This window comes from Streptomyces xylophagus, assembly GCF_000716435.1.
Taxonomy (GTDB): domain Bacteria; phylum Actinomycetota; class Actinomycetes; order Streptomycetales; family Streptomycetaceae; genus Streptomyces; species Streptomyces xylophagus.
In genome coordinates this window covers 110500-130576 of sequence record NZ_JNWO01000008.1, presented here as the reverse complement: position 1 = coordinate 130576, position 20077 = coordinate 110500, and the positions used below count along the sequence as shown (strand labels likewise).

Below are 20077 nucleotides of genomic sequence, written 5' to 3'. Positions count from 1 at the left end.
GTAGTGGGCGTTTCCTTGTGCCTCAGACGGTTGGGTCGATTGTTGTCTGCGGGCCGGTGGGGGCTGGTCGCGCAGTTCCCCGCGCCCCTAAAAAACCGGCTCACTCACGCGTGTTTCACGACCAGGGCTGTTGCCACCGCCATCAGGCCCTCGTCCCTGCCCGGGAAGCCCAAGCCGTCCGTCGTCGCACCCGACACCGACACCGGAGCCCCCGCCGCCTCCGACAACAGCTTCTGTGCCTCGTCCCTTCGCTTGCCGATCTTCGGGCGTGGGCCTACTACCTGTACGGCGATGTTGCCGATCGTGAAGCCCGCCTCTCGGACGATACGAGCCGCCTCCCTCAACAACGTGACCCCGGACGCGCCCGACCACTCGGGGCGACCGGTGCCGAAGTGCTGGCCCAGGTCGCCGAGGCCCGCTGCGGAGAACAAGGCGTTGCATGCGGCATGCGCTACGACGTCCGCGTCGGAGTGGCCTGCCAGCCCCGGGCCCTCGCCCTCCCACTTCAGACCCGCGCACCACAGCTCGCGGCCCTCCTCGAAGGCGTGGATGTCGGTGCCGATGCCGACCTGAGGGAGGGGGTACGGGTCAGAAGCCATCGTTCAGCCTCCTGCGGGCCAGGACCGCCTCCGCGAGGACCAGGTCCAGGGGGCGGGTCACCTTGAAGGCCTCCTCGTGGCCGGGGACGACCACGACCGTGAGGCCGAGCTGTTCGACCATGCTCGCGTCGTCGGTGACGTTGTCCGTGACCGTCTCGTGGGCGCGGATCAGCGTGGCGCGGTCGAAGCCCTGCGGGGTCTGTACGGCACGGAGGCGGGCCCGCTCGGGGGTGGCGACCACCGGCTCCGGGTCGCCGGGGTGCGCGGCCGGCTCGACTTCCTTGACCGTGTCGGCGAGGGGCAGCGCCGGTACTACGGCGGGAGCTCCCTCCCGTACGGCCTCGATGACCGCGTCGACCGTGTCGACCGGGACCAGCGGGCGGGCCGCGTCGTGGACCAGGACGATGTCGTAGCCGGGCGGCAGCGCGTCCAGGCCGAGCTTCACGGACTCCTGGCGGGAGTCGCCGCCGGGGACGACCAGGAAGTCGGTCCGCTCGGGCAGCGCGTGCGCGTCGAGGAGGGTCTTGACCTCGGCGGCGCCGTCGGGCGGGGCCACGACGACGACCAGGGAGACCGCGCGGGACGCGGCGAGGGCGCGGACCGCGTGGATGAGCATGGGGGTGCCGTTCAGCGCGCGTAGCGCTTTGGGGGCGCCCGGACCGAGGCGTACGCCCCGGCCGGCGGCCGGAATGACGGCTGCGGCGGAAGACTGCGCCTGCGAAGGGCGCGAATCGTCAGACATCGGTTCCTGTCAGGTTTGTGTGCTCGACCTACGTGGGTATGGCCTGAGGAGTGCCGGGCGCGACGCCTTGACCGGACCCTTCCGTGACACCGGTCGAGCCTGCTGCCCGGGCCCGGCACACCATTATCGGGGGATGTCTCTCCGGCGTTCGACAGAGTCACAGAGTCGGGGTCCTGGACCTCGACGGAGTCGCGGTCGGCGTCGGAAAATTTCCCCGAACATGCCGAAGCGCCCGGCGACAAGGGAGCTGTCATCGGGCACCACGGCATTTCAGTGTGCTGAGCAGGGCGTACCAGTTGCCTGCGTCAGGACGCGAGAACCTCGTCGAGCAGGGCCTCGGCCTTGTCCTCGTTCGTGTTCTCCGCGAGCGCGAGCTCACTCACCAGGATCTGGCGAGCCTTGGCGAGCATGCGCTTCTCACCTGCGGAGAGTCCGCGCTCGCGCTCACGACGCCACAGGTCACGGACGACTTCCGCGACCTTGATGACATCGCCGGAGGCGAGCTTCTCCAGATTTGCCTTGTAACGACGCGACCAGTTCGTGGGCTCCTCGGCATACGGAGCGCGCAGCACCTCGAAGACCCGGTCCAGCCCGTCCTGACCGACCACATCACGTACGCCGACGAACTCCGCATTGTCCGCTGGCACACGCACCGTCAGGTCACCCTGAGCGACCTTCAGCACCAAATAGGTCTTGTCCACGCCTTTGATCTGGCGAGTTTCGATAGCCTCGATCAGCGCGGCCCCGTGATGGGGATAGACCACGGTGTCGCCAACCTTGAACGTCATGTGACAGGTACCCCTTCCGTGGCTATCCAGGGTAACACGGAAACTGCGGGTTCTGAATGGCGTTTTCGCAGGTCAGGGCACATCTCGGGGCTTGACAACAGCAACAGGAACGTGCTGCGGAGACCGAGCGGAAGAGGGTATTCGCAGGTCGGAGCGGCTCTCCGGGCGAGGTGAAACGCGTACGTTACACACATCCGGAGGCGCCTCCAAGTGGACGAACGTCCCTAAATGTCTGGTTCCAAGTGCTCGACTTCCCCTACTCCGTTCGGATGCCGGAGCCCGGTACGAGACGAATCCGGAATTGATCACCGAAGCCCGTCGAGATGCCGGTGATCAATTATCCGAGGTGCCGTGCATTCTTCACCGAAAATCCGCCGACAGACGTCTGAGCTGCTTATGTGAATGCCGGACGAGTGCCGGTCGCAAGTGACCCACGAGTCACTTGAGGCACACGGGTACCCGGTTGAGGGAGGGTCGGGTGCGGTGGTGCGGGAACGGCTCGGTAACCTAAGGCCGCTGACAGACACTTAGGGCGGCTTTATCAGAGAGTCGCCCTGCTCCGCCCACGTTCAAGGAGTAGCCGCCGCCGTGAGCAGCAGCCTTCGACGCGGCGCCCTCGCCGCCGCCGCCATCGCGTTCTCGATCGCCTCGCTCGCCGCGTGCGGTGCCGGCAACGACGCACAGACGCTGGAGGTCAAGCCGGACAACGCGGCCGTCTCCGTGGGCGTCATCAAGGTGCAGAACGCGCTCGTCATCACCCAGCCCCTCACCGAGTCCGGCACCGAGGGCACGGGTCCCGCGGTGATCTCCGCGACCGTGTTCAACAACAGCAAGGACCCCCAGACGCTGGACTCCGTCAGCGTCGACGGCGTCGGCACGGCCACGCTGACCCCCGCCAAGGGCAAGGGCAAGCTGGTCGTCCCGGCCTTCGGCTCGCTCGTCCTGGGCGGCAAGGGCAACGCCTCCGCCGCGCTGACCGACCCCGGCAACATCACGGACGGCAACGCCCAGAAGGTCACCTTCACCCTCAGCACGACCGGCGGCGTGAGCCTGAGCGCGTTCGTCGTCCCGGCCGACAGCTACTTCACCAAGTGGGGCCCGACCTCGATCCCCACGCCCGCTGCGGGCGCTTCCGCGACGGCGACCACGTCCACCTCGCCGAAGCCGGGCAAGAGCACGTCGGCCACACCGACCGACTCGGCCTCCGCGAGCGCGACGGCCACGGAGTCGGCGTCCGCCGGCTGAGCAGCGGTCGTAGCAACAGTCGTAGCAATCCGTAGGACTACGACGAAGGGCGGGACCTCACGGAGAGGTCCCGCCCTTCGTCGTAGAGCTGATAACGCGGTGGTGGCGGTTTACGGCTCGAACTTGTAGCCGAGGCCGCGGACCGTCACCAGGTAGCGCGGCGCGCCCGGGTCCGGCTCGAACACCACTTTTGACGCACCCCTCGCACCGCTGCGCGGGCTTCGGAGTGCTGCGCCGGACTCCGTCCGACGGCCACCGCCAGGCCCGGTTTTACGGCTCGAACTTGTAGCCCAGGCCGCGGACCGTCACCAGGTAGCGCGGCGCGCCCGGGTCCGGTTCGATCTTGGCGCGGAGGCGCTTGACGTGGACGTCCAGGGTCTTGGTGTCGCCTACGTAGTCGGCGCCCCAGACTCTGTCGATGAGCTGCATGCGGGTCAGTACGCGGCCCGCGTTGCGCAGGAGCATCTCCAGCAGGTCGAACTCCTTGAGGGGCAGGTCGACCTTGGAGCCGGAGACCGTGACCACGTGGCGATCCACGTCCATGCGGACCGGACCTGCCTCGAGGGCGGCCGGAGTGACCTCCTCGGGCTCGCCGCGGCGGCGCAGGACGGCCCGGATACGGGCGACCAGTTCGCGGGACGAGAAGGGCTTGGTGACGTAGTCATCGGCTCCTATTTCCAGGCCTACGACCTTGTCGATCTCACTGTCCTTGGCCGTCACCATGATCACGGGGACGTTGGAGCGGCCGCGCAGCTGGCGGCAGACCTCCGTGCCGGGCAGGCCCGGCAGCATCAGGTCGAGCAGGACGAGGTCGGCGCCGTTGCGCTCGAACTCGTCGAGTCCGTCGGGCCCGGTGGTCGCGATGGCGACCTCGAAGCCCTCCTTGCGGAGCATGTACGACAGGGCGTCGGAGAAGGACTCCTCGTCCTCGACGACGAGCACTCGGGTCACGGAAGGACCTCCGGGGCGGGAAGCGGTTCGTACGGGGATGTGTCAGGGGACCCCTCGACCTCGTCGTCGAGGTCGGGGTGCTGGTGGGCACGGTCGCGGGCCGCACCCGCCTCCGGCAGCCTCAGGGTGAACGTGGAGCCCTGTCCCTCGGAGCTCCACACCGTGACCTCCCCGCCGTGCGAGGCGGCCACGTGCTTGACGATCGCCAGCCCGAGACCCGTACCGCCGGTGGCCCGTGAGCGGGCCGGGTCGACACGGTAGAAGCGCTCGAACACGCGCTCCTTGTCCTTCTCGGATATCCCGATGCCCTGGTCGGTCACGGCGACCTCGATGTGGTCGCCGCCGGGCGCGTTCACCCGGCGGGCGGCTATGCCGACGCGGGTGCGGGCGGGCGAGTAGTTGACGGCGTTCTCGACCAGGTTGCCGAGGGCGGCGGCCAGCTGGCCGCGGTTGCCCCAGACGTGCAGGTCGGCGGTGCCGCCGGCGGCCATGGTGATCTGCTTGGTGCCGGCCTGGTGCCGGCAGCGGTCGATGGCCTCGGCGACGAGTTCGTCGACGCGGACGGGTTCGGCGTCTTCGAGGGGGTCGTCGTTCTGGACCCGCGACAGGTCGATGAGCTCCTGCACGAGATTGGTCAGGCGCGTGGCCTCGATCTGCATCCGGCCGGCGAAACGCTCCACCGCCTCAGGATCGTCCGAGGCGTCCATGACCGCCTCGGAGAGGAGGGAGAGGGCCCCGACCGGGGTCTTCAGTTCGTGGCTGACATTCGCCACGAAGTCACGTCGTACGGCTTCGATGCGGCGGGCCTCGGTGAGGTCCTCCACAAGGAGCAGGACGAGCCGGGAGCCGAGGGGGGCCACCCGTGCGGACACGGCGAGTGCCTCGCCGCGTCCGGTGCCCCGCCTGGGCAGATCCAGCTCGACCTGGCGTATCTCGCCGTCGCGCCGGGTGTCCCGGGCCATCTGGAGCATCGGGTCGACGGAAAGTTTTCCGCCACGGACCAGTCCGAGGGCGTACGCCGCCGAGCTGGCCTTGACCACGGCGTCCGCCTCGTCGAGGACGACGGCAGAGGAGCGGAGCACCGAGAGCACGGTGTCCACACCCGGCGGAAGCACCGGGTCCGTATGCAGGGAGGTCCTGGTCGGTCGCTTCTGGTCGCGTTCGCTCCAGCGGAACGCCAGCATGGCGATGACGCCGGTGAGCACCCCGGCGATCGCTGCCGCTGCGGCGACCGCCGCGTTCACGTCCATGCTCCCAGGTTAGGCATGGGATACCTCCTGGCCACAGCCATCGGAGTGCGACCTCGAACACTCGTCGCCCAGAGTTCACCTTGGAGCCAGTATTGATTCATTTGGGGTGGCGGAAACCGTCGCGTAGGAGCGGGAACGTGGGAGCGTGGGGTGGAAGGGCCGGTTTCTGGTCACACGGTCACACGGTTTGGTCACATGGTCACACCGATGGGCCCAGGCCCCCTGAACCCCTGAGCCCCCGAAGCAAACGTAGGAGAGGGAACCCTGATGCGGGACGCGTACCACGAGGAACTTGACTCGATCGGTGACGGTCTGGTGGAGATGGCCCGGCTGGTCGGTTCGGCGATCGGACGCGCCACCACGGCCATCCTGGACTCCGACCTGAAGCTGGCCGAGAGCGTCATCGAGGCCGACAAGAAGGTCGACGACCTCCAGCACGACCTGGAAGCACGGGCCATAGCCCTGCTGGCCCGGCAGCAGCCGGTGGCGACGGACCTGCGCATCGTCGTCACGTCCCTGCGCATGTCGGCCGACCTGGAGCGGTCCGGCGACCTCGCCCAGCACGTGGCGAAGCTCGCCCGGCTCCGCTTCCCCGAGCGCGCCGTACCGCACGACCTCCACGCGACCATCCTGGAGATGGGCCAGCTCGCCCAGCGCCTGATGGCCAAGGCGGCGGAGGTCATCATCACGAAGGACGTCGACCTCGCCCTCCAGCTGGAGGCGGACGACGACGACATGGACCTGCTCCACCGCACCCTCTTCCAGCACCTCCTGGACGACAAGTGGAAGCACGGCATCGAGACGGCGGTCGACGTGACCCTGCTCGGCCGCTACTACGAGCGCTTCGCGGACCACGCGGTGTCGGTCGCGAAGCGGGTGGTGTTCCTGGTGACGGGCGAACACGCGGACGAACTGCAGCCGGACATTCAGCCGGTCACGGGGGTTGAGGGGGCGTAGGCCTCCGGCGGGGGGGTGGGGTTTCTGCGGCTTGGGCGATCTGGGTGACTTCGGTGACTCGGGCGTGCGGGTCTGGGGCCCGGGGTGGCGTGGCTCTCCGGGCGGGTGCGTGCGCCTGTCGGGTGACGGGACCCGGCTCTCCGGCAGGCGGGCTTGGGCGTGCAGAACTGCGGCCCGGAGTGCGGGCGCGCGAGATGCACCCAGAAACCCGAGCCCGCCGGCCCAGGGCCCTGAGCCCGCCTCCCCCGGGGCGTGAGTCCTCCAGGGCGTGAGTCCCCCGTTCGGGGCGTGCGGGGAAGCCTCCATGCGCCGTTGATGCGCCCGGCGAAACGGGCATCCAATGGGCACAGGCACCAGCCTCTAGGAGGACCCATGGCCGAATCACCCGGCACGACGCCCGACCCCACGCAGGAGCGCGAGACGCAGCAGCCCGTCGAGATCAAGAGCCTTCCGCTCTTCGGCGCCTGCGGCTGTGGCTCGGGATGCGGGTGTGGGTGCCAGTCCGGCAATCCATGCCAGTGCGGATGACCGACGCGCGGAGTCGTTGACCACGGCGGAGGGGCCCGGGGCGGGTTTGCCGCATCGGGGTCCCTCCGCCGCGAACAGCACGGCGACACCCGCGCCGCCCCCTGTCGCCCGTCCCCCGTCCCCGTGATCGTTCCGCTCGGTAGCCGGGAGCGCCGTACGGGCGCAGCATGGAAAGGGAAGTGGAAGGCAGAGCGGGCTAGCGCGCGGAAGGAGGTGCGCGGTCATGGCTCAGTACATGGACGTACACCACGGAATGAAGGGCATCACGGCCGACCAGTTGATGGCGGCCCACAAGGCGGATCTCGCCGTGGAGAAGGACGAGGGGGTCCACTTCGAGCGGGCGTGGGCCGACCCCGAGTCCGGGACCGTCTACTGCCTGTCGGAGGCCCCGTCGCCCGAAGCGGTGCAGCGTGTCCACGAACGCGCGGGGCACAGGGCGGACGAGGTGCACCCGGTGCCGTACTCGATCTGACGCCGTACCGGGGGTGTTGGGGGGGGTGCCCCGGGGTGCGGTCAGCCCCACCCCCGACCGGGTGGGGCGCTCCATGGTGGGTGCGGGCGAACGAAGGCATCTTAGAAGCCAGTTGCTCCTCCAGCCGATCTCCACTGATCGCCCGCCCGGAAGGAACGTCCCATGGAATCAAGGCAGTTCACCGACCCGGCCGAGGTCCCCGGCGAGGACGCCCTCGTCCCGTTGCTGGTCGCGTGGGATCTCGCGCACCCCGCCGTGGGTGATCCGGAGTGGCGGCATCTGCTCGACGAGATCGCTCATCCCCGCACCACGGAGGCGTTCCGGCGGCTGGCCGGAACTGCCGCCTGAGTCAACACGGTTGACCGGCAGGACCGTTCGAGCGTTGGGTGCTGTTTGGGCAAAGGGTTCGGCATCGGCAGTTCAACTGTCTTGTCCTGTGCATGTCTCACTGGGTGAGATGCACGCAGACGATCGCGTGCAACTCGGAATCACTCAGGGGGGACTCATGCACATAGCCCGCAACAGACGTGGCCTCGCGGCTTCCACGGCCGCCACCGCCACCCTCGCCGCCGCCGCGCTGGCGACCGCTCCGCTGGCCGGTGTCACCAGCGCCGCACCCGCCGCCGTACCGCAGACGAAGGCGGTCCCGGCCATCACCGGACACACCCTCGCCCGCGACGTGTCCAGCCCGCTCACCAGCGAGCAGTGCGAGGCCAAGTGGCAGATCGCCTGCTACAACCCGCTCCAGTACCGGACCGCGTACAACCTCAACTCCCTGTACAAGAAGGGGATTACGGGCAAGGGACGCACGATCGTCATCGTCGACTCGTTCGGCTCGCCGACGATCCAGCACGATCTCGACGTCTACAGCAAGCAGTTCGGCCTGAAGAGCACCAAGGTCAAGGTCGTCAAGTGGGGCAACGTGCCCGTCTTCGACCCCAAGAACGCGGACATGACCGGCTGGGCCGGCGAGTCCACCCTCGACGTCGAGATGGCCCACGCGGTCGCGCCCGACGCGAAGATCGTGCTGGTCGAGACGGCCGTCGCCGAGACCGAGGGCGTCACCGGTCTGCCGGAGATGATGGACGCCGAGAAGTACCTCATCGACCACGGCGTCGGCGACGTCATCACGCAGAGCTTCGGCGCCACGGAGAACACCTTCCCCGGCTTCGACCAGGGCGACTTCTCCAGCATCAAGAAGCTGCGCTACGCCTTCCAGGACGCCAACCGCAAGCACGTGACCGTCCTCGCCTCCTCCGGCGACGGCGGCGCCACCGACTACAACGCGGACGGCTCGGCCTTCTACGACAAGCCCGTCAACTCCTGGCCTTCTTCCGACCCGTTGGTCACGTCGATCGGCGGTACGCAGCTCCACCTGAACGACAAGGGCAACCGCGTCACGCCGGACAGCGTCTACAACGACTACGGCGCGGGCGGCGGCGGCCAGTCCCACGTCTTCGCCCGCCCGTCCTTCCAGAACGGCGTGAAGGGCATCGTCGGCGCCCAGCGCGGCACCCCGGACGTGTCGATGGCGGCCGCGGTCAACGGCGGCGCCTGGGTCTACTCCAGCTACGACCCGACCGCGATCGGCTGGGACGTCTACGGCGGCACAAGCGAGGCCAGCCCGCTCTTCTCGGGCATCGTCGCCCTCGCCGACCAGGCCGCGGGCCACCGCGTGGGCAACATCAACGAGGCGCTGTACGCGCTGGCGAAGCACGGAGCCAAGAGCAACGGCATCGTCGACGTCAACGACGGCACGAACAACACGTACGCGGGCGTGACCGGTTACACCGCCGTCAACGGCTACGACATGGCGACGGGCGTGGGCACGGTGGACGCGCTGCGGTTCGTTCCGGCGCTGGTGAAGGCGAGCCGGCGGCACTGAGGCATCGCCGCATCCCTGATTCGCGAACGACGGCCCGGGTCCAGTACCCGGGCCGTCGGCCTGTTCAGACGCTGATCGGTCTGTTCACACGCTGATCGACTGGGCGTACGAGACCTGGTTCAGCACGTATACGACCTGGTTGCGCGACTGCACCGGGATCATCGTGGAGTGGTGCCGGCCACCGCTGTTGACGCTGACCTGCACGAAGCCGGTGGTGACGCGTTCCTTCATCAGGAGGAACAGCAGTCCGACGAAGCAGAGCAGGAAGAAGAGAATCGCGAGCACGATCGCGTGCGGCGGGATCCGTTCCTCTGTACGCGACATGTCGGTGGCCGTCCAGACGGCGCCCCGGAGCGGCATCGGCCCGGCCGGGCTCACGATCGTGTCGCCGTTGACCGCGATGTCCCCGAGGGTCAACATCGGTGCGGCGAACGGGGGTTGTTGCGGCGACGGCGGCTGTACGGCTTGCGGGTAGCCGTAGTTGGGGGGCGCGGGGTAGCCGTAGCCGCTGCCGCTCTCGCCGAAGAGACCGGCGGACGGGACGGTGGGCGGGCCGCCGGGCGGGGTGCCGCCGTACGGACTGCCGTACGGGGACGGTGTGTCGTACGGATTCGGACCGGGCTGGACCGGCTTGCCGAACTGGCCCGGCTGGCCCGGCGGTTGTTCCGGTGGTGGTCCGGGGTAGTGGTTCGCCATGGGTGCTCTTCCCCCCGAGAGTGCGTACGGACGTCGGCGCGCTCACGCGGTGATGAGCTGTGCCGGGTTCATCCTCGCAGCCCGGTGACGTGCCGTATCCACGTACGGACGAGAAAAGGCGGCGCGACGTCAACTGGCCTGAACGGCCTGCCAAGATCATGCGAGAGTGGGCTCCATGACGACACCGGAAGCCATGGTCGTGGCGGTCGACGAGGTCGAGGAACTCGCGGTGGACGGGCTGCGGTGGCTGATCGGGGCGGCGCGCGAGACCCCCGGAGGAGGCCTCGCCTGGACGACCAGGCCCTCGGACGACGAGCTCAACCCCATGCTCTACAGCGGTACCGCCGGGAACGTGCCCGTACTCCTGGAGGCGTGGCGGCACTTCGGGGACGACTCCTACGCGGATGCCGCCCTGCGGGCCGGCCGCAGCCTCGCGGACTCCGTCGACGACGTGGACGCCTTCGCCGACGACTCCCTCTACTTCGGCCGCACCGGAACTGCCCTCGTCCTGCGGGCACTTCACGAACAACTCGGCGACCCGGCCGCCGGTGCCGCCGCCGACCGCGCGCTGGAACTCGTACGGTCGCGCTTCGACGGGACCCGCTGGGGCGAGCTGTTCGAGCTGATGGGCGGCAACGCGGGAATCGGCCTCGGCGCGCTCCTCGCCGGCGACGCCGAACTGGCCGTCCTCGCGGTGGAGCCGTATCTGCGGGCCGCGGAGACGACCCCGGCCGGCGTCCACTGGGCCCACCGCACGGGCATCGACTCCCGGCTGCATCACCTCTCGCACGGCACGCTCGGCATCGTCCTGGCGCTCGCCCGGGTCGGCGACGCCACCGGCCGCGCGGACCTGCTGGAACTGGCGCTGGCCGGTGCGGCGGACGTCGTGGCACGCGACGAGGCGGGCCCGGCGGGTTTCCTGGTCCCGCACTCCACCCCGCAGTACCGCCCCGATGTGATCGAGCCCGTCAGCTTCGGCTGGTGCCACGGGCCGGCCGGCGACGCCCAGGTCTTCCGGCTGCTGCGGGACATCACGGCCGACCCCGTCTGGTCCGCCCTCGCCGAGCGCTGCTGGCACTCGGTCACCCACTCCGGCCTCCCGCAGCGGCCGCGCCCCGGCTTCTGGGACAACAACGGCCGGTGCTGCGGCACCGCGGGCGTCCTCGCCCTGGCCTGCGACCGGATCGCCGAACAACAGGACCCGTACGACTTCGCCCACGTCCTCGTCTCCGACCTCACCACCCGCGCGACCCGCGACACCGCCGGCGCCCGCTGGTCCAACGTCGAACACCGGGTCACCCCGAACGACCTCGAACCGTGCACCGGTTGGGCGATGGGTAATGCGGGGATCGTCCGGGAACTCCTGCGCTTTGTACGGCTGGGGAGAGGGGGGGTCGGGTCGAGGGGAGCTGGGCCAAGACGGGCTGGGCGGAGGGGAGTTGGGCCGAGGGGGCGATCCCCGGTACGCGTTCGCCTGGCCGGACCAGCCACAGGTGTCCGCCTAGGGGCGATCGCGCGCAGCCCGCCCCGAGTTGATTGCCATCGGCACCGTCATTCGAGGGTGGGAAGCCCTCGCCCCCGGAAGAAGTGACGCCCCGCCCGGAGGCCCAGGACCAGTGTCGTGACCGCCAGTACGAGGTTGAGGGTGTCCATGATCATGAAGACGGTGTAGGACGCGTGCAGCAGGCGCGGCAGGTTGCCGCCGATCATCCCCACGCCGAGGAGGAGGGGGAGCCACGCCCAGACGAACCGCAGACCCTGATCAGGACCGGTTCCCTCACGAACCTTCGCCCGCTCCCACCACCGCCCACCGAGCCCCGCAAGGACCAGCGCGCAACCCATCGCGACCACGGACCAGTCCATGAACCGCAGCAACGCCATCCCCTCAATTCGCTAGTGGTCAGCGGAAGTTGGAGGCACTACGACACCGGAGTCGGTTTCCGACGCCGGCGGAAGCGACGCCCGACAACCCAGAGGTTGATCAGGAGCACTGCCACCCCCGCGACGAACCAGCCAACGGAGCCGCCGTCGCGGTAGGTCACGAGTCCTACCACCAGCAGCATGACGCCGACCACCAAGCCCATGAGGTCGGAGAGGACGTCGAGCCATCTCAAGACTTTCGAATCGTCGGCCACAGCTTGATCGTGACAGGGGAACGGCCCGCTTGCCAAGGCTCGTTGGCCGTCAAGAGGACTTCGCGCGACCGCGCACCCAGCGGCGCAGTGCCGCGAGGTCTTGGTTCTTGGACGCCGCCGACCGAGCGATTTCACGGGAGTCGGCTCGGAAGACCCACAGAGGCGACCAACGCCCGCGCCCCCTCGGATCGGTCCAGCGGACGGCGGGGAAGTCGGTGATCTCCACGATGCCGCTTCGCGGGATGGTCCGCGTCCACAGATAACCACGTACGGTCAACTCACCGTTCCCGCACGAGACTCCGGCCCGGTATCCCCGCACGGCGATGGTCACGGAGAGAAGCAACGCCAGGCAGGCCGACAGCCGTGGCAATACAGCGGTGGCCTGAATCCCGTAGACGACACTCGCGACCGCCGGCACCCCACCCAGGCCGGCGTTGGCCACGCGGACCCCTCTGGTCGGGACCAGTTCCATGGCGGTTCCTGTCGACGGGCGGGAGGGTCGGACGACCCGGCCCTGGTCAGAGGGGTGGGCACCCCAACTTACCTGCGGTCGGGTGGTCGTTGCCGGTCGTAGTCGTCAGAACCCCCACCGCCGCACGCGCGCAACTGGTGGTTCTTCTCGACTACCCGGCCCACGACAAGACAGCGGTCACAAGCGCATTGAGTGACAGAGTGACCGTGACTTGAACAAGCGTCACCATCACCGTGTCGCCGATCTGCTCGCTGAGCGGGCGGCGTTCGAGGCTGACGAGTCTCTTCTGGTAGCGGCGCATGAGCTTCCCTTCGCTGTTCGGTAACTCCAGCCTCAACCGCCGGGCACAGCAGGTGTGCGGTCTGCGTCGCAACGCGACAGATGCGAGTTGCATCAAGTCTCTGACCTGCGCCGACCGCACATGAGAGTCTGCGGCAGAGACACTTCGAGACAGTTAGGGAGCCCGCGTGGGGACATCACGAGGGAAGCGAGGAGTGGTGATGCCGGGCGAGGACCAGGTACCTCCCGGCCCGCACAGGCAGATGCTCACTACTCTCCATCGGGCTTACGTGGCAGCCGGTCGCCCCGGACTCCGGAAAATCGCCCTTGGCTTGAAACACGATGATTCAGTCCCCACAACTCTGAACTATCAAGCGATCGGCAAAGTCCTTGGCGGAAAACATCTTCCAAACCCGAGGCAGCTCACAAGTCTCGCTTCGTGGTTGCACCGCGAAGGAAACATTGAAGAGCCGGACGAGGAAAGCACTCGTAGCCTGATTCAGCATCTCGTAGAGCTATGCGAAGCGGCACACAATCATCAAGCCGCTCCTGAATCCCCGAAAGCCGATCAACCCTCCGAGAAAAGGAAGCCCGCCGCATCGGATCCGGAGGTGATTGAGTACGACCTCACGAGCGAACGCCTACTACTGGGCTGCATGCTCCTTTCCAAGGACGCCGTTGCCGACGTCACGGAAATATTGAATTCTGAAGATTTCGCGAGCAGTACGCACGGCAGCATCTTTTCAACTCTCGCCAACAGCTATATAAACGGAAGGGAGGTATCTGTCGAAGAAGTAGCCAAGCTGGTGAGTTCTGAAGAATTCTCGAAATCCACCGCTGCTAAGTACATCGCCACCCTAGTACAGGAAGTGGATAATCCAAAAAATGCCGAAATTTATGCCGCAGAAATCGCAGACAGATCCCTGGCGCGTCGCCTTGCCAGATTCGGAAGCAAGCTGCAAAAAACCGCACAATCAGCCGCGGATGACCCTGAAATAAAAATTGATGGCCTCATGAGTTCTGCCGAAGAGGAGTTCTTCTCCCTCACAGGTGAAAGAAACTCGGTCAGCGGTCTCCGTGCGGTACTTGAGGGGGCTTTGGACCAGGTTGAAGCTGCCGGATCAAGGAACGCCCCACTCGGAGTCCCCACGGGATTCCGGGATCTCGACGCACTTAATTCCGGCTTCCGAGCCGGTGAGTTTGTACTTGTAGGCAGTACATCCGGCATGGGAAAGTCGACCCTTGCGACCGATTTCATCAGAAGCTGTTCAATTCAGCACGCCGATACGAGTTTTCTGGTTTCCCTTCAGATGAATCGCGAAGACATGATCACCCGAATGCTTTCCGCAGAAGCACGGGTGGCCCTGCATCACATGCGTGCCGGTATCATGACCGAGGAGGATTGGACACGACTTGCCCGCGTTATGCCATCAGTCAACGCTGCGCCTATCCACATAGTTGACGACAGCAGTTACAGCCTCGATCAACTTGCCCGTGACTGCAAGAGGCTCAAAGTACGCGACAACCTTAGACTGGTGGTTGTCGATAGCCTCGATCTGCTACTTCCCGATTCTTCAGTGAATCGCGAGTCAGGGAACGGAAATTCGGCTGAGATCGCAGGCAGGCTACGCGAACTGGCCAAGAAGCTAGAACTGTCCATCGTCGCTTTTTACCCCATGACGCGCCCGCCAGCACACAGCACACACCGTCGTCCTGAAATCAGAGATCTCCCCGGATCACTTGAGAATATTGCAGACGTAGTAATTATTCTTGACCGCGAGGATGCTTACGAAAGAGACTCTCCGCGAGCAGGGGAAGCAGATCTGATCATCGCCAAGAATCGCAATAATCCCACGGCTTGGATCACGGTAGCGTTCCAAGGTCACTATGCGAGATTCGTTGACATGTCTTGACCGCGGCGCAAACTTGTAGGGTCTCAAAAGCCTTGGACTCGCAGTTCAGGGGCTTCAATCGTTCGGGTAGCTCAGCGCCTCGTCTCGTACCTGGTCAGGACCACGCCGCCGGGAAGCGTCCGTGTCTCCACCAGGTTCAGGTTCACCCAGCTGTCCAGTGCGGTGAAGAACGGCGTGCCGCTGCCCACCAGGACCGGATGGGTGGCGATCGCGTACTCGTCGATCAGCCCGGCGCGCATGGCCGCCCCGGCGAGGGTCGCGCCGCCGATGGTCATGGGGCCGCCGTCCTCGGCCTTGAGCCGGGTGATCTCGGCGATCGCGTCGCCGGTGACCAGGCGGGTGTTCCAGTCGACCTTGTCGATCGTCGAGGAGAACACCACCTTCGGCGTGTCCCGCCAGTTCCGCGCGAACTCGATCTCCGCCGGGGAGGCGCCCGGCTGCTGGTCGCCGGTCGGCCAGTAGGAGCTCATCGTCTCCCACAGCTTGCGCCCGTACAGCGACAGGCCACTCGCCTGCTCGTGGTCGAGCCACCACTGGAACAGCTCGTCGCTCGGCGGTCCGCCCCAGCCGATGTCGTCGCCGGCCGCGGCGATGTAGCCGTCCAGGGTCAGGTTCATGCCGTAGATCAGCTTCCGCATGGCTCAACCTTCCGTGAGTCGGTCTCACGCGTACAGACCGGCGCGGCGCGGGAAACTCATCGGTGGCCGTGAGGCAGCCAGGAACGCCCAGGTCACGCACGATCGACAGGTCACGAGCGGCGAGACCCGGGTCGCACGCCGAAGGCGTACGCGCACCTCATTCCGCAGAGGGCCCAGGCCGTGACAGCGCCCCCGATCCGCGCCATGAGCTCAGGTCGGGGGCGTGATCACAAAACCTACTTCTTCTTGCCCTGGTTCTTGACCGCCTCGATCGCAGCCGCAGCCGCGTCGGGGTCAAGGTAAGTGCCGCCCGGCTTGAGCGGCTTGAAGGCGGCGTCGAGTTCGTACGCCAGCGGGATGCCCGTCGGGATGTTCAGGCCCGCGATGTCGGCGTCCGAGATGCCGTCGAGGTGCTTGACGAGGGCGCGGAGCGAGTTGCCGTGGGCGGCGACCAGGACCGTGCGGCCCGCGAGGAGGTCGGGGACGATGCCGTCGTACCAGTACGGGAGCATGCGGACGACGACGTCCTTCAGGCACTCCGTGCGGGGGCGCAGCTCCGGGGGGATCGACGCGTAGCGCGGGTCGGCGGACTGGGAGAACTCCGTGCCGTCCTCGAGGGGCGGCGGCGGGGTGTCGTAGGAACGGCGCCACAGCATGAACTGCTCCTCGCCGAACTCCGCGAGGGTCTGCGCCTTGTCCTTGCCCTGGAGGGCGCCGTAGTGGCGCTCGTTCAGGCGCCAGCTGCGGTGGACCGGGATCCAGTGGCGGTCCGCGGCCTCCAGCGACAGCTGCGCCGTGCGGATCGCGCGCTTCTGGAGGGACGTGTGGACCACGTCGGGGAGCAGGCCGGCGTCCTTGAGCAGCTCACCGCCGCGGACCGCCTCCTTCTCGCCCTTCTCGTTCAGGTTGACGTCCACCCAGCCGGTGAACAGGTTCTTCGCGTTCCACTCGCTCTCGCCGTGGCGGAGGAGGATCAGCTTGTACGGTGCGTCGGCCATGCCTCAGAGCGTAATCCACGCATTCGGGCCATGGCCGGGCGCCTGCCCTTCGGTCCGACAGTTGACGGCTTCTGTTAATCGAGTGGTCCGCCCACCCCTCCCCTTCGTAAGTTGTGAGCGGCGCATGAGCCACTTACACACCATGCGCCATTTACACGCCTGTCCGACCGTGGGGGATCGAACCATGTCACTCGCCGCCCTGAGACGTGCCGCCCGGGAAACCGTCTCCGGTCTGCCCCGCGAGTTCTGGTGGCTGTGGACCAGCACCCTCGTCAACCGGCTCGGGGCGTTCGTCTCGACCTTCATGGCCCTGTATCTGACCCTCGACCGCGGCTACTCCGCCGTCTACGCCGGTCTCGTCGCCTCCCTGTACGGGCTCGGCGGCGTCGTCTCGTCCATCGGCTCCGGGGTGCTGACCGACCGGATCGGACGCCGGCCCACACTGCTCATCGCGCAGTCGTCGACCGCCGCTTCCGTGGCGCTGCTCGGTTTCATGCACGACCCCGTCGCCATCGCCGGCGTCGCGTTCCTCGTCGGGGCGGCGACCAACGCGTCCCGGCCGGCCGTGCAGGCGATGATGGCCGACATCGTGCGACCCGAGGACCGGGTCCGCGCGTTCTCGCTCAACTACTGGGCCATCAACCTCGGTTTCGCCGTCTCCTCCATGGCCGCCGGGTTCATCGCCGAGGTCAGTTACCGTGCCGGGTTCCTGCTGGAGGCGGGGATGACGGCGGCCTGCGCGGTCGTCGTGTTCCTACGGCTGCCCGAGTCCCGGCCCACCGTCCCGGCCGGCGACAGCAAAGGGGCCGTGGACGCGGTCGGGCTCCGGACCGTCCTGCGCGACGGACGGTTCATGAGCGTCGTAGGACTGTCCTTCCTCGTCGCCCTCGTCTTCCAGCAGGGCTCGGTCGGACTGCCGGTCGCGATGGGCGAGGCCGGCTTCACGCCCGCCGACTACGGCACCGCGATCGCCGTCAACGGCTTCCTCATCGTCGCCCTCCAGATCCCGGTCACCCGCCTCATCGAACACCGGGACGCCAAGCGGCTGTTGGTCGTCTCCTCGCTCCTCGCGGGCTACGGCTTCGGGCTCACCGCGTTCGCCGGCTCGGTCGGCGTCTTCGCCCTCACGGTGTGCGTGTGGACCCTGGGCGAGATGATCAACGCCCCGACCCAGACGGGTCTCGTCGTCCGGCTCTCCCCGGTCCAGGGACGCGGGCGCTACCAGGGCATGTACACCCTGTCCTGGGCGGTCGCCGGGCTCGTCGCACCGCTGATGTCCGGGTTCGTCATCGACCGGTTCGGGGCCGAGTGGCTGTGGGGGAGCTGCGCGGTCGTGGGGACGGCGGCGGCGGTCGGCTACGGGGCGCTGATGCGGCGGGTTCCGGTCACCGGATCGGCAGCAACCGTGGACATACCGGCCACGGCGAAGACCGAGGTCGGCGCGGCCTGAGAGCGACGACCCCGACGACCCCGCCCACCCTGACCGGCGGGGTGGGCAAGGCGGGCGGGTAGCCGTGAGCAGCCGGTCAGGGCATCAGCACACGACAGTGATCGAGAACGGCCTGTCGCTGTCCACGGCCGCGTTGCCGCTCGCGGACGGCGTCGCCGTACGGATGAAGAGGGTGTTCCCGTTCACCTGGCCGACCAGGATGGACGAGCTGCCCGGCCCGGGGTCGCTCCCGCCGTTGGTGTTGATGGTGCCCAGGAGGGCGCAGCCGTTGAGGTTGTGTGTCGTGGTGATGTTGTAGCGGCCGTTGCCGAACTTGTTGACTCCACGGATGCCCTGCCCGCCCAGGATGTGCCCGCTCGCGGAGACCTTGGCCCAGTCGGCGGTCGCCGCCGCCCGGTGGACCTGGTCCGGTTGGGCCGACGCCGCGACCGTGCCCCCGATGGTGAGTGCCGCCACCACGGCCCCCAGGGCCAGCTTCGTGGATCGGTTCATGGTTCTCTCCCTGCCGAAGAATGGATCGGTGCAGGTGGCCCACCCCGGGTAAGGGCTCACCGGGGAGGACTCTCCTCCCTCCCGGGGCGCGTGCAGAAGGCCTCACGGCGACGGCCACTCGAACTGATCAAGCCGTCTCACCTGCACACATTCGCCCGTAGGGAGTTTTCCGCCCGCCGCCCGCTGACGAGTCCGCATCACCCGCGCCCGACACGGGCAGTGATCAACGAATCACCCCGCACACCCACCGCCACCCCTCACGGATGCATCCGCGCCCCCTTGACCACCTTGTCCACCCCGTTCCGCGGCCCGTACACGGCCAGCCCCACCACATCCAGCTCGGCGGTGGCGACGGCCCGTACCGCCGCCCGGTTGTCCCGGTCGTTGCCGGTGGCGAAGAGGTCCGACGTGAAGACGGCCCGGGGCAGCGCGCGGCCGAGGGCCCTGCCGTGGGCCGCCACCAGTACCTCCTTCGTCGCCTCGAAGACCATCACCGGCTGCCGGAACATCGGCAGGTAACCCACCCCGTCCGCGTCCTCGTACGGCTCCCCGATCACCTCGGGAGCCTGCGTACCCAGGCCGCTGACCAGGAAGGACGTGACGTTCAGCCGCTGCCACGGCTCGAGGTCGTCCCGCAGCAGGACGGCGATCTTCGTGTCGAAGCGGATCGGTTCACCAGCGATGTCAGTGCTCATACGCCGAGACTGCCGACCGCCCCACGCCCTCGTCTTGTACGTTCTTTGCATGGCCCCGCAGCAGGGCCCGGGCCACCCCGACCCAGGCCGCCCCCAGCAGGAAGTCTCCGCGTGGCGCCCCCGCATCCCCGGTGTCGTCGAGGTCTTCCACGCCCACTTCACCGAGTACGCGTACCCGATGCACGTGCACGACGCTTGGACGCTGCTGATCGTGGACGACGGTGCCGTACGGTACGACCTCGACCGGCACGAGCACGGCACCCCGCACGACACGGTGTCGCTGCTCCCGCCGCACGTCCCGCACAACGGCTCCCCCGCCACCCCGCACGGCTTCCGCAAGCGCGTCCTCTACCTCGACGGCACGCACCTCCCGGACGACCTCATCGGTTCCGCCGTCGACCGGCCCGACCTCCGCGATCCCGAACTCCGGCTGCGCGTGGGCCAGTTGCACACCGCGCTCGACCACCCCGGCGACGAACTGGAGGCCGAGAGCCGCCTGACCCTCATCGCGGAACGACTGCAGGCCCACCTACGGCCGTCCTCCCCCACCCCCGCCGGAGATCCCACCCTCGCCCGCACCCTCCGCGAACTCCTCGACGAGCGCGTCACCGAAGGCATCGCCCTCGACGAGGCCGCGCGGCTCGTGCACGCCCATCCCGCCCATCTGGTACGGGCGTTCAGCGGGGCGTACGGCATCGCACCGCACCAGTACCTGATGTCCCGCCGCGTCGACCGCGCCCGCCGTCTCCTCCTCGACGGCCTGCCGCCGGGCGAGGTGGCCACGGTCACCGGCTTCTACGACCAGTCCCATCTCACCCGCCATTTCCGGAAGTTGGTGGGGGTCACGCCGGGGCGTTATTCACGCGACAGAGATCAACGCCGCGGCTAGATT

23 protein-coding genes are annotated in these 20077 nt (G+C 67.9%); 9 read left to right on the top strand and 14 right to left on the bottom strand.

Features of this window, described 5'->3' with window-relative positions; genetic code table 11:
• Positions 1-104: 104 nt before the first annotated feature.
• The 3 genes from ispF to OO70_RS20625 form a co-directional block, all read right to left on the bottom strand.
• Positions 105-599, bottom strand: coding sequence for a 2-C-methyl-D-erythritol 2,4-cyclodiphosphate synthase (gene ispF, locus OO70_RS20635; protein ID WP_043673267.1), 495 nt, complete (start codon positions 597-599; stop codon positions 105-107).
• Entirely contained in the window at positions 589-1341 is a 753-nt protein-coding gene (gene ispD / locus OO70_RS20630) for a 2-C-methyl-D-erythritol 4-phosphate cytidylyltransferase (protein ID WP_043673265.1), read from the bottom strand. The genes ispF and ispD overlap by 11 nt, the downstream gene beginning before the upstream one ends.
• Before the next feature lie 305 nt (positions 1342-1646).
• Positions 1647-2129, bottom strand: coding sequence for a CarD family transcriptional regulator (locus OO70_RS20625; protein WP_003953493.1), 483 nt, complete (start codon positions 2127-2129; stop codon positions 1647-1649).
• 588 nt (positions 2130-2717) lie between these two features.
• Here OO70_RS20625 and OO70_RS20620 point away from each other — a divergent pair.
• Positions 2718-3374 carry a hypothetical protein gene (locus OO70_RS20620; protein WP_043673260.1) on the top strand — a complete coding sequence of 219 codons (657 nt, stop codon included), beginning with the start codon at positions 2718-2720 and terminating at the stop codon, positions 3372-3374.
• 270 nt (positions 3375-3644) lie between these two features.
• Here the strand turns inward: OO70_RS20620 and OO70_RS20615 are convergent, their stop codons facing one another.
• Both OO70_RS20615 and OO70_RS20610 read right to left on the bottom strand, forming a co-directional pair.
• Complete coding sequence (locus tag OO70_RS20615; RefSeq protein ID WP_009340348.1) at positions 3645-4325, bottom strand: response regulator transcription factor; 681 nt, start codon at positions 4323-4325, stop codon at positions 3645-3647.
• On the bottom strand, positions 4322-5575 hold the full coding sequence (locus OO70_RS20610; protein ID WP_043673256.1) for a sensor histidine kinase: 1254 nt from the start codon (positions 5573-5575) through the stop codon (positions 4322-4324). The genes OO70_RS20615 and OO70_RS20610 overlap by 4 nt, the downstream gene beginning before the upstream one ends.
• A gap of 267 nt (positions 5576-5842) precedes the next feature.
• Here OO70_RS20610 and phoU point away from each other — a divergent pair, with 267 nt between their 5' ends.
• The 4 genes from phoU (at position 5843) to OO70_RS20590 (ending at position 9417) form a co-directional block, all read left to right on the top strand.
• The gene (gene phoU, locus OO70_RS20605) at positions 5843-6532 is read left to right on the top strand and encodes a phosphate signaling complex protein PhoU (RefSeq protein ID WP_043673253.1); all 690 of its coding nucleotides are present in this window, start codon (positions 5843-5845) and stop codon (positions 6530-6532) included.
• Between the two features lie 751 nt (positions 6533-7283).
• Positions 7284-7532 carry an SCO4226 family nickel-binding protein gene (locus OO70_RS20600; RefSeq protein WP_019072371.1) on the top strand — a complete coding sequence of 83 codons (249 nt, stop codon included), beginning with the start codon at positions 7284-7286 and terminating at the stop codon, positions 7530-7532.
• A 162-nt stretch (positions 7533-7694) separates the two neighbouring features.
• On the top strand, positions 7695-7880 hold the full coding sequence (locus OO70_RS20595; protein WP_043673246.1) for a hypothetical protein: 186 nt from the start codon (positions 7695-7697) through the stop codon (positions 7878-7880).
• 157 nt (positions 7881-8037) lie between these two features.
• Positions 8038-9417: a S53 family peptidase gene (locus OO70_RS20590; RefSeq protein WP_043673243.1), complete on the top strand. Its 1380-nt coding sequence runs from the start codon at positions 8038-8040 to the stop codon at positions 9415-9417.
• Positions 9418-9501: 84 nt separating this feature from the next.
• Here the strand turns inward: OO70_RS20590 and OO70_RS54650 are convergent, their stop codons facing one another.
• Positions 9502-10113, bottom strand: coding sequence for a hypothetical protein (locus OO70_RS54650; protein WP_043673240.1), 612 nt, complete (start codon positions 10111-10113; stop codon positions 9502-9504).
• A 175-nt stretch (positions 10114-10288) separates the two neighbouring features.
• On the opposite strand from OO70_RS54650, the gene OO70_RS20580 reads away from it, so the two are divergent.
• Entirely contained in the window at positions 10289-11704 is a 1416-nt protein-coding gene (locus tag OO70_RS20580; protein ID WP_234336893.1) for a lanthionine synthetase LanC family protein, read from the top strand.
• Here OO70_RS20580 and OO70_RS20575 read toward each other — a convergent pair.
• The 4 genes from OO70_RS20575 to OO70_RS54645 all read right to left on the bottom strand — a co-directional run bounded on the left by OO70_RS20575 (position 11665) and on the right by OO70_RS54645 (position 13021).
• Positions 11665-11994 carry a hypothetical protein gene (locus tag OO70_RS20575; protein ID WP_043673237.1) on the bottom strand — a complete coding sequence of 110 codons (330 nt, stop codon included), beginning with the start codon at positions 11992-11994 and terminating at the stop codon, positions 11665-11667. The two genes, OO70_RS20580 and OO70_RS20575, sit on opposite strands and share 40 nt — an antisense overlap.
• A gap of 38 nt (positions 11995-12032) precedes the next feature.
• The gene (locus OO70_RS20570) at positions 12033-12248 is read right to left on the bottom strand and encodes a hypothetical protein (RefSeq protein WP_043673233.1); all 216 of its coding nucleotides are present in this window, start codon (positions 12246-12248) and stop codon (positions 12033-12035) included.
• Positions 12249-12297: 49 nt separating this feature from the next.
• On the bottom strand, positions 12298-12720 hold the full coding sequence (locus OO70_RS20565; protein WP_043673230.1) for a hypothetical protein: 423 nt from the start codon (positions 12718-12720) through the stop codon (positions 12298-12300).
• Positions 12721-12871: 151 nt separating this feature from the next.
• Positions 12872-13021, bottom strand: coding sequence for a hypothetical protein (locus tag OO70_RS54645; RefSeq protein ID WP_158711494.1), 150 nt, complete (start codon positions 13019-13021; stop codon positions 12872-12874).
• Between the two features lie 268 nt (positions 13022-13289).
• On the opposite strand from OO70_RS54645, the gene OO70_RS52510 reads away from it, so the two are divergent.
• The gene (locus tag OO70_RS52510; RefSeq protein WP_158711493.1) at positions 13290-14912 is read left to right on the top strand and encodes a replicative DNA helicase; all 1623 of its coding nucleotides are present in this window, start codon (positions 13290-13292) and stop codon (positions 14910-14912) included.
• A 71-nt stretch (positions 14913-14983) separates the two neighbouring features.
• Here OO70_RS52510 and OO70_RS20560 read toward each other — a convergent pair whose 3' ends face one another.
• Both OO70_RS20560 and OO70_RS20555 read right to left on the bottom strand, forming a co-directional pair.
• Positions 14984-15550 carry a dihydrofolate reductase family protein gene (locus tag OO70_RS20560; protein WP_043673227.1) on the bottom strand — a complete coding sequence of 189 codons (567 nt, stop codon included), beginning with the start codon at positions 15548-15550 and terminating at the stop codon, positions 14984-14986.
• Between the two features lie 236 nt (positions 15551-15786).
• Positions 15787-16548, bottom strand: a complete 762-nt coding sequence (locus OO70_RS20555) for a phosphoglyceromutase (protein WP_043673224.1) — start codon at positions 16546-16548, stop codon at positions 15787-15789.
• A gap of 184 nt (positions 16549-16732) precedes the next feature.
• Here OO70_RS20555 and OO70_RS20550 point away from each other — a divergent pair, with 184 nt between their 5' ends.
• Positions 16733-17998, top strand: a complete 1266-nt coding sequence (locus tag OO70_RS20550) for an MDR family MFS transporter (protein WP_043673221.1) — start codon at positions 16733-16735, stop codon at positions 17996-17998.
• A gap of 84 nt (positions 17999-18082) precedes the next feature.
• Here OO70_RS20550 and OO70_RS20545 read toward each other — a convergent pair whose 3' ends face one another.
• Entirely contained in the window at positions 18083-18490 is a 408-nt protein-coding gene (locus OO70_RS20545) for a hypothetical protein (protein ID WP_043673219.1), read from the bottom strand.
• Between the two features lie 257 nt (positions 18491-18747).
• Complete coding sequence (locus tag OO70_RS20540) at positions 18748-19185, bottom strand: DUF2000 domain-containing protein (RefSeq protein WP_043673217.1); 438 nt, start codon at positions 19183-19185, stop codon at positions 18748-18750.
• A 49-nt stretch (positions 19186-19234) separates the two neighbouring features.
• Here OO70_RS20540 and OO70_RS20535 point away from each other — a divergent pair, with 49 nt between their 5' ends.
• Entirely contained in the window at positions 19235-20074 is an 840-nt protein-coding gene (locus tag OO70_RS20535; protein ID WP_043673214.1) for a helix-turn-helix transcriptional regulator, read from the top strand.
• The last annotated feature ends 3 nt before the right edge of the window (positions 20075-20077 follow it).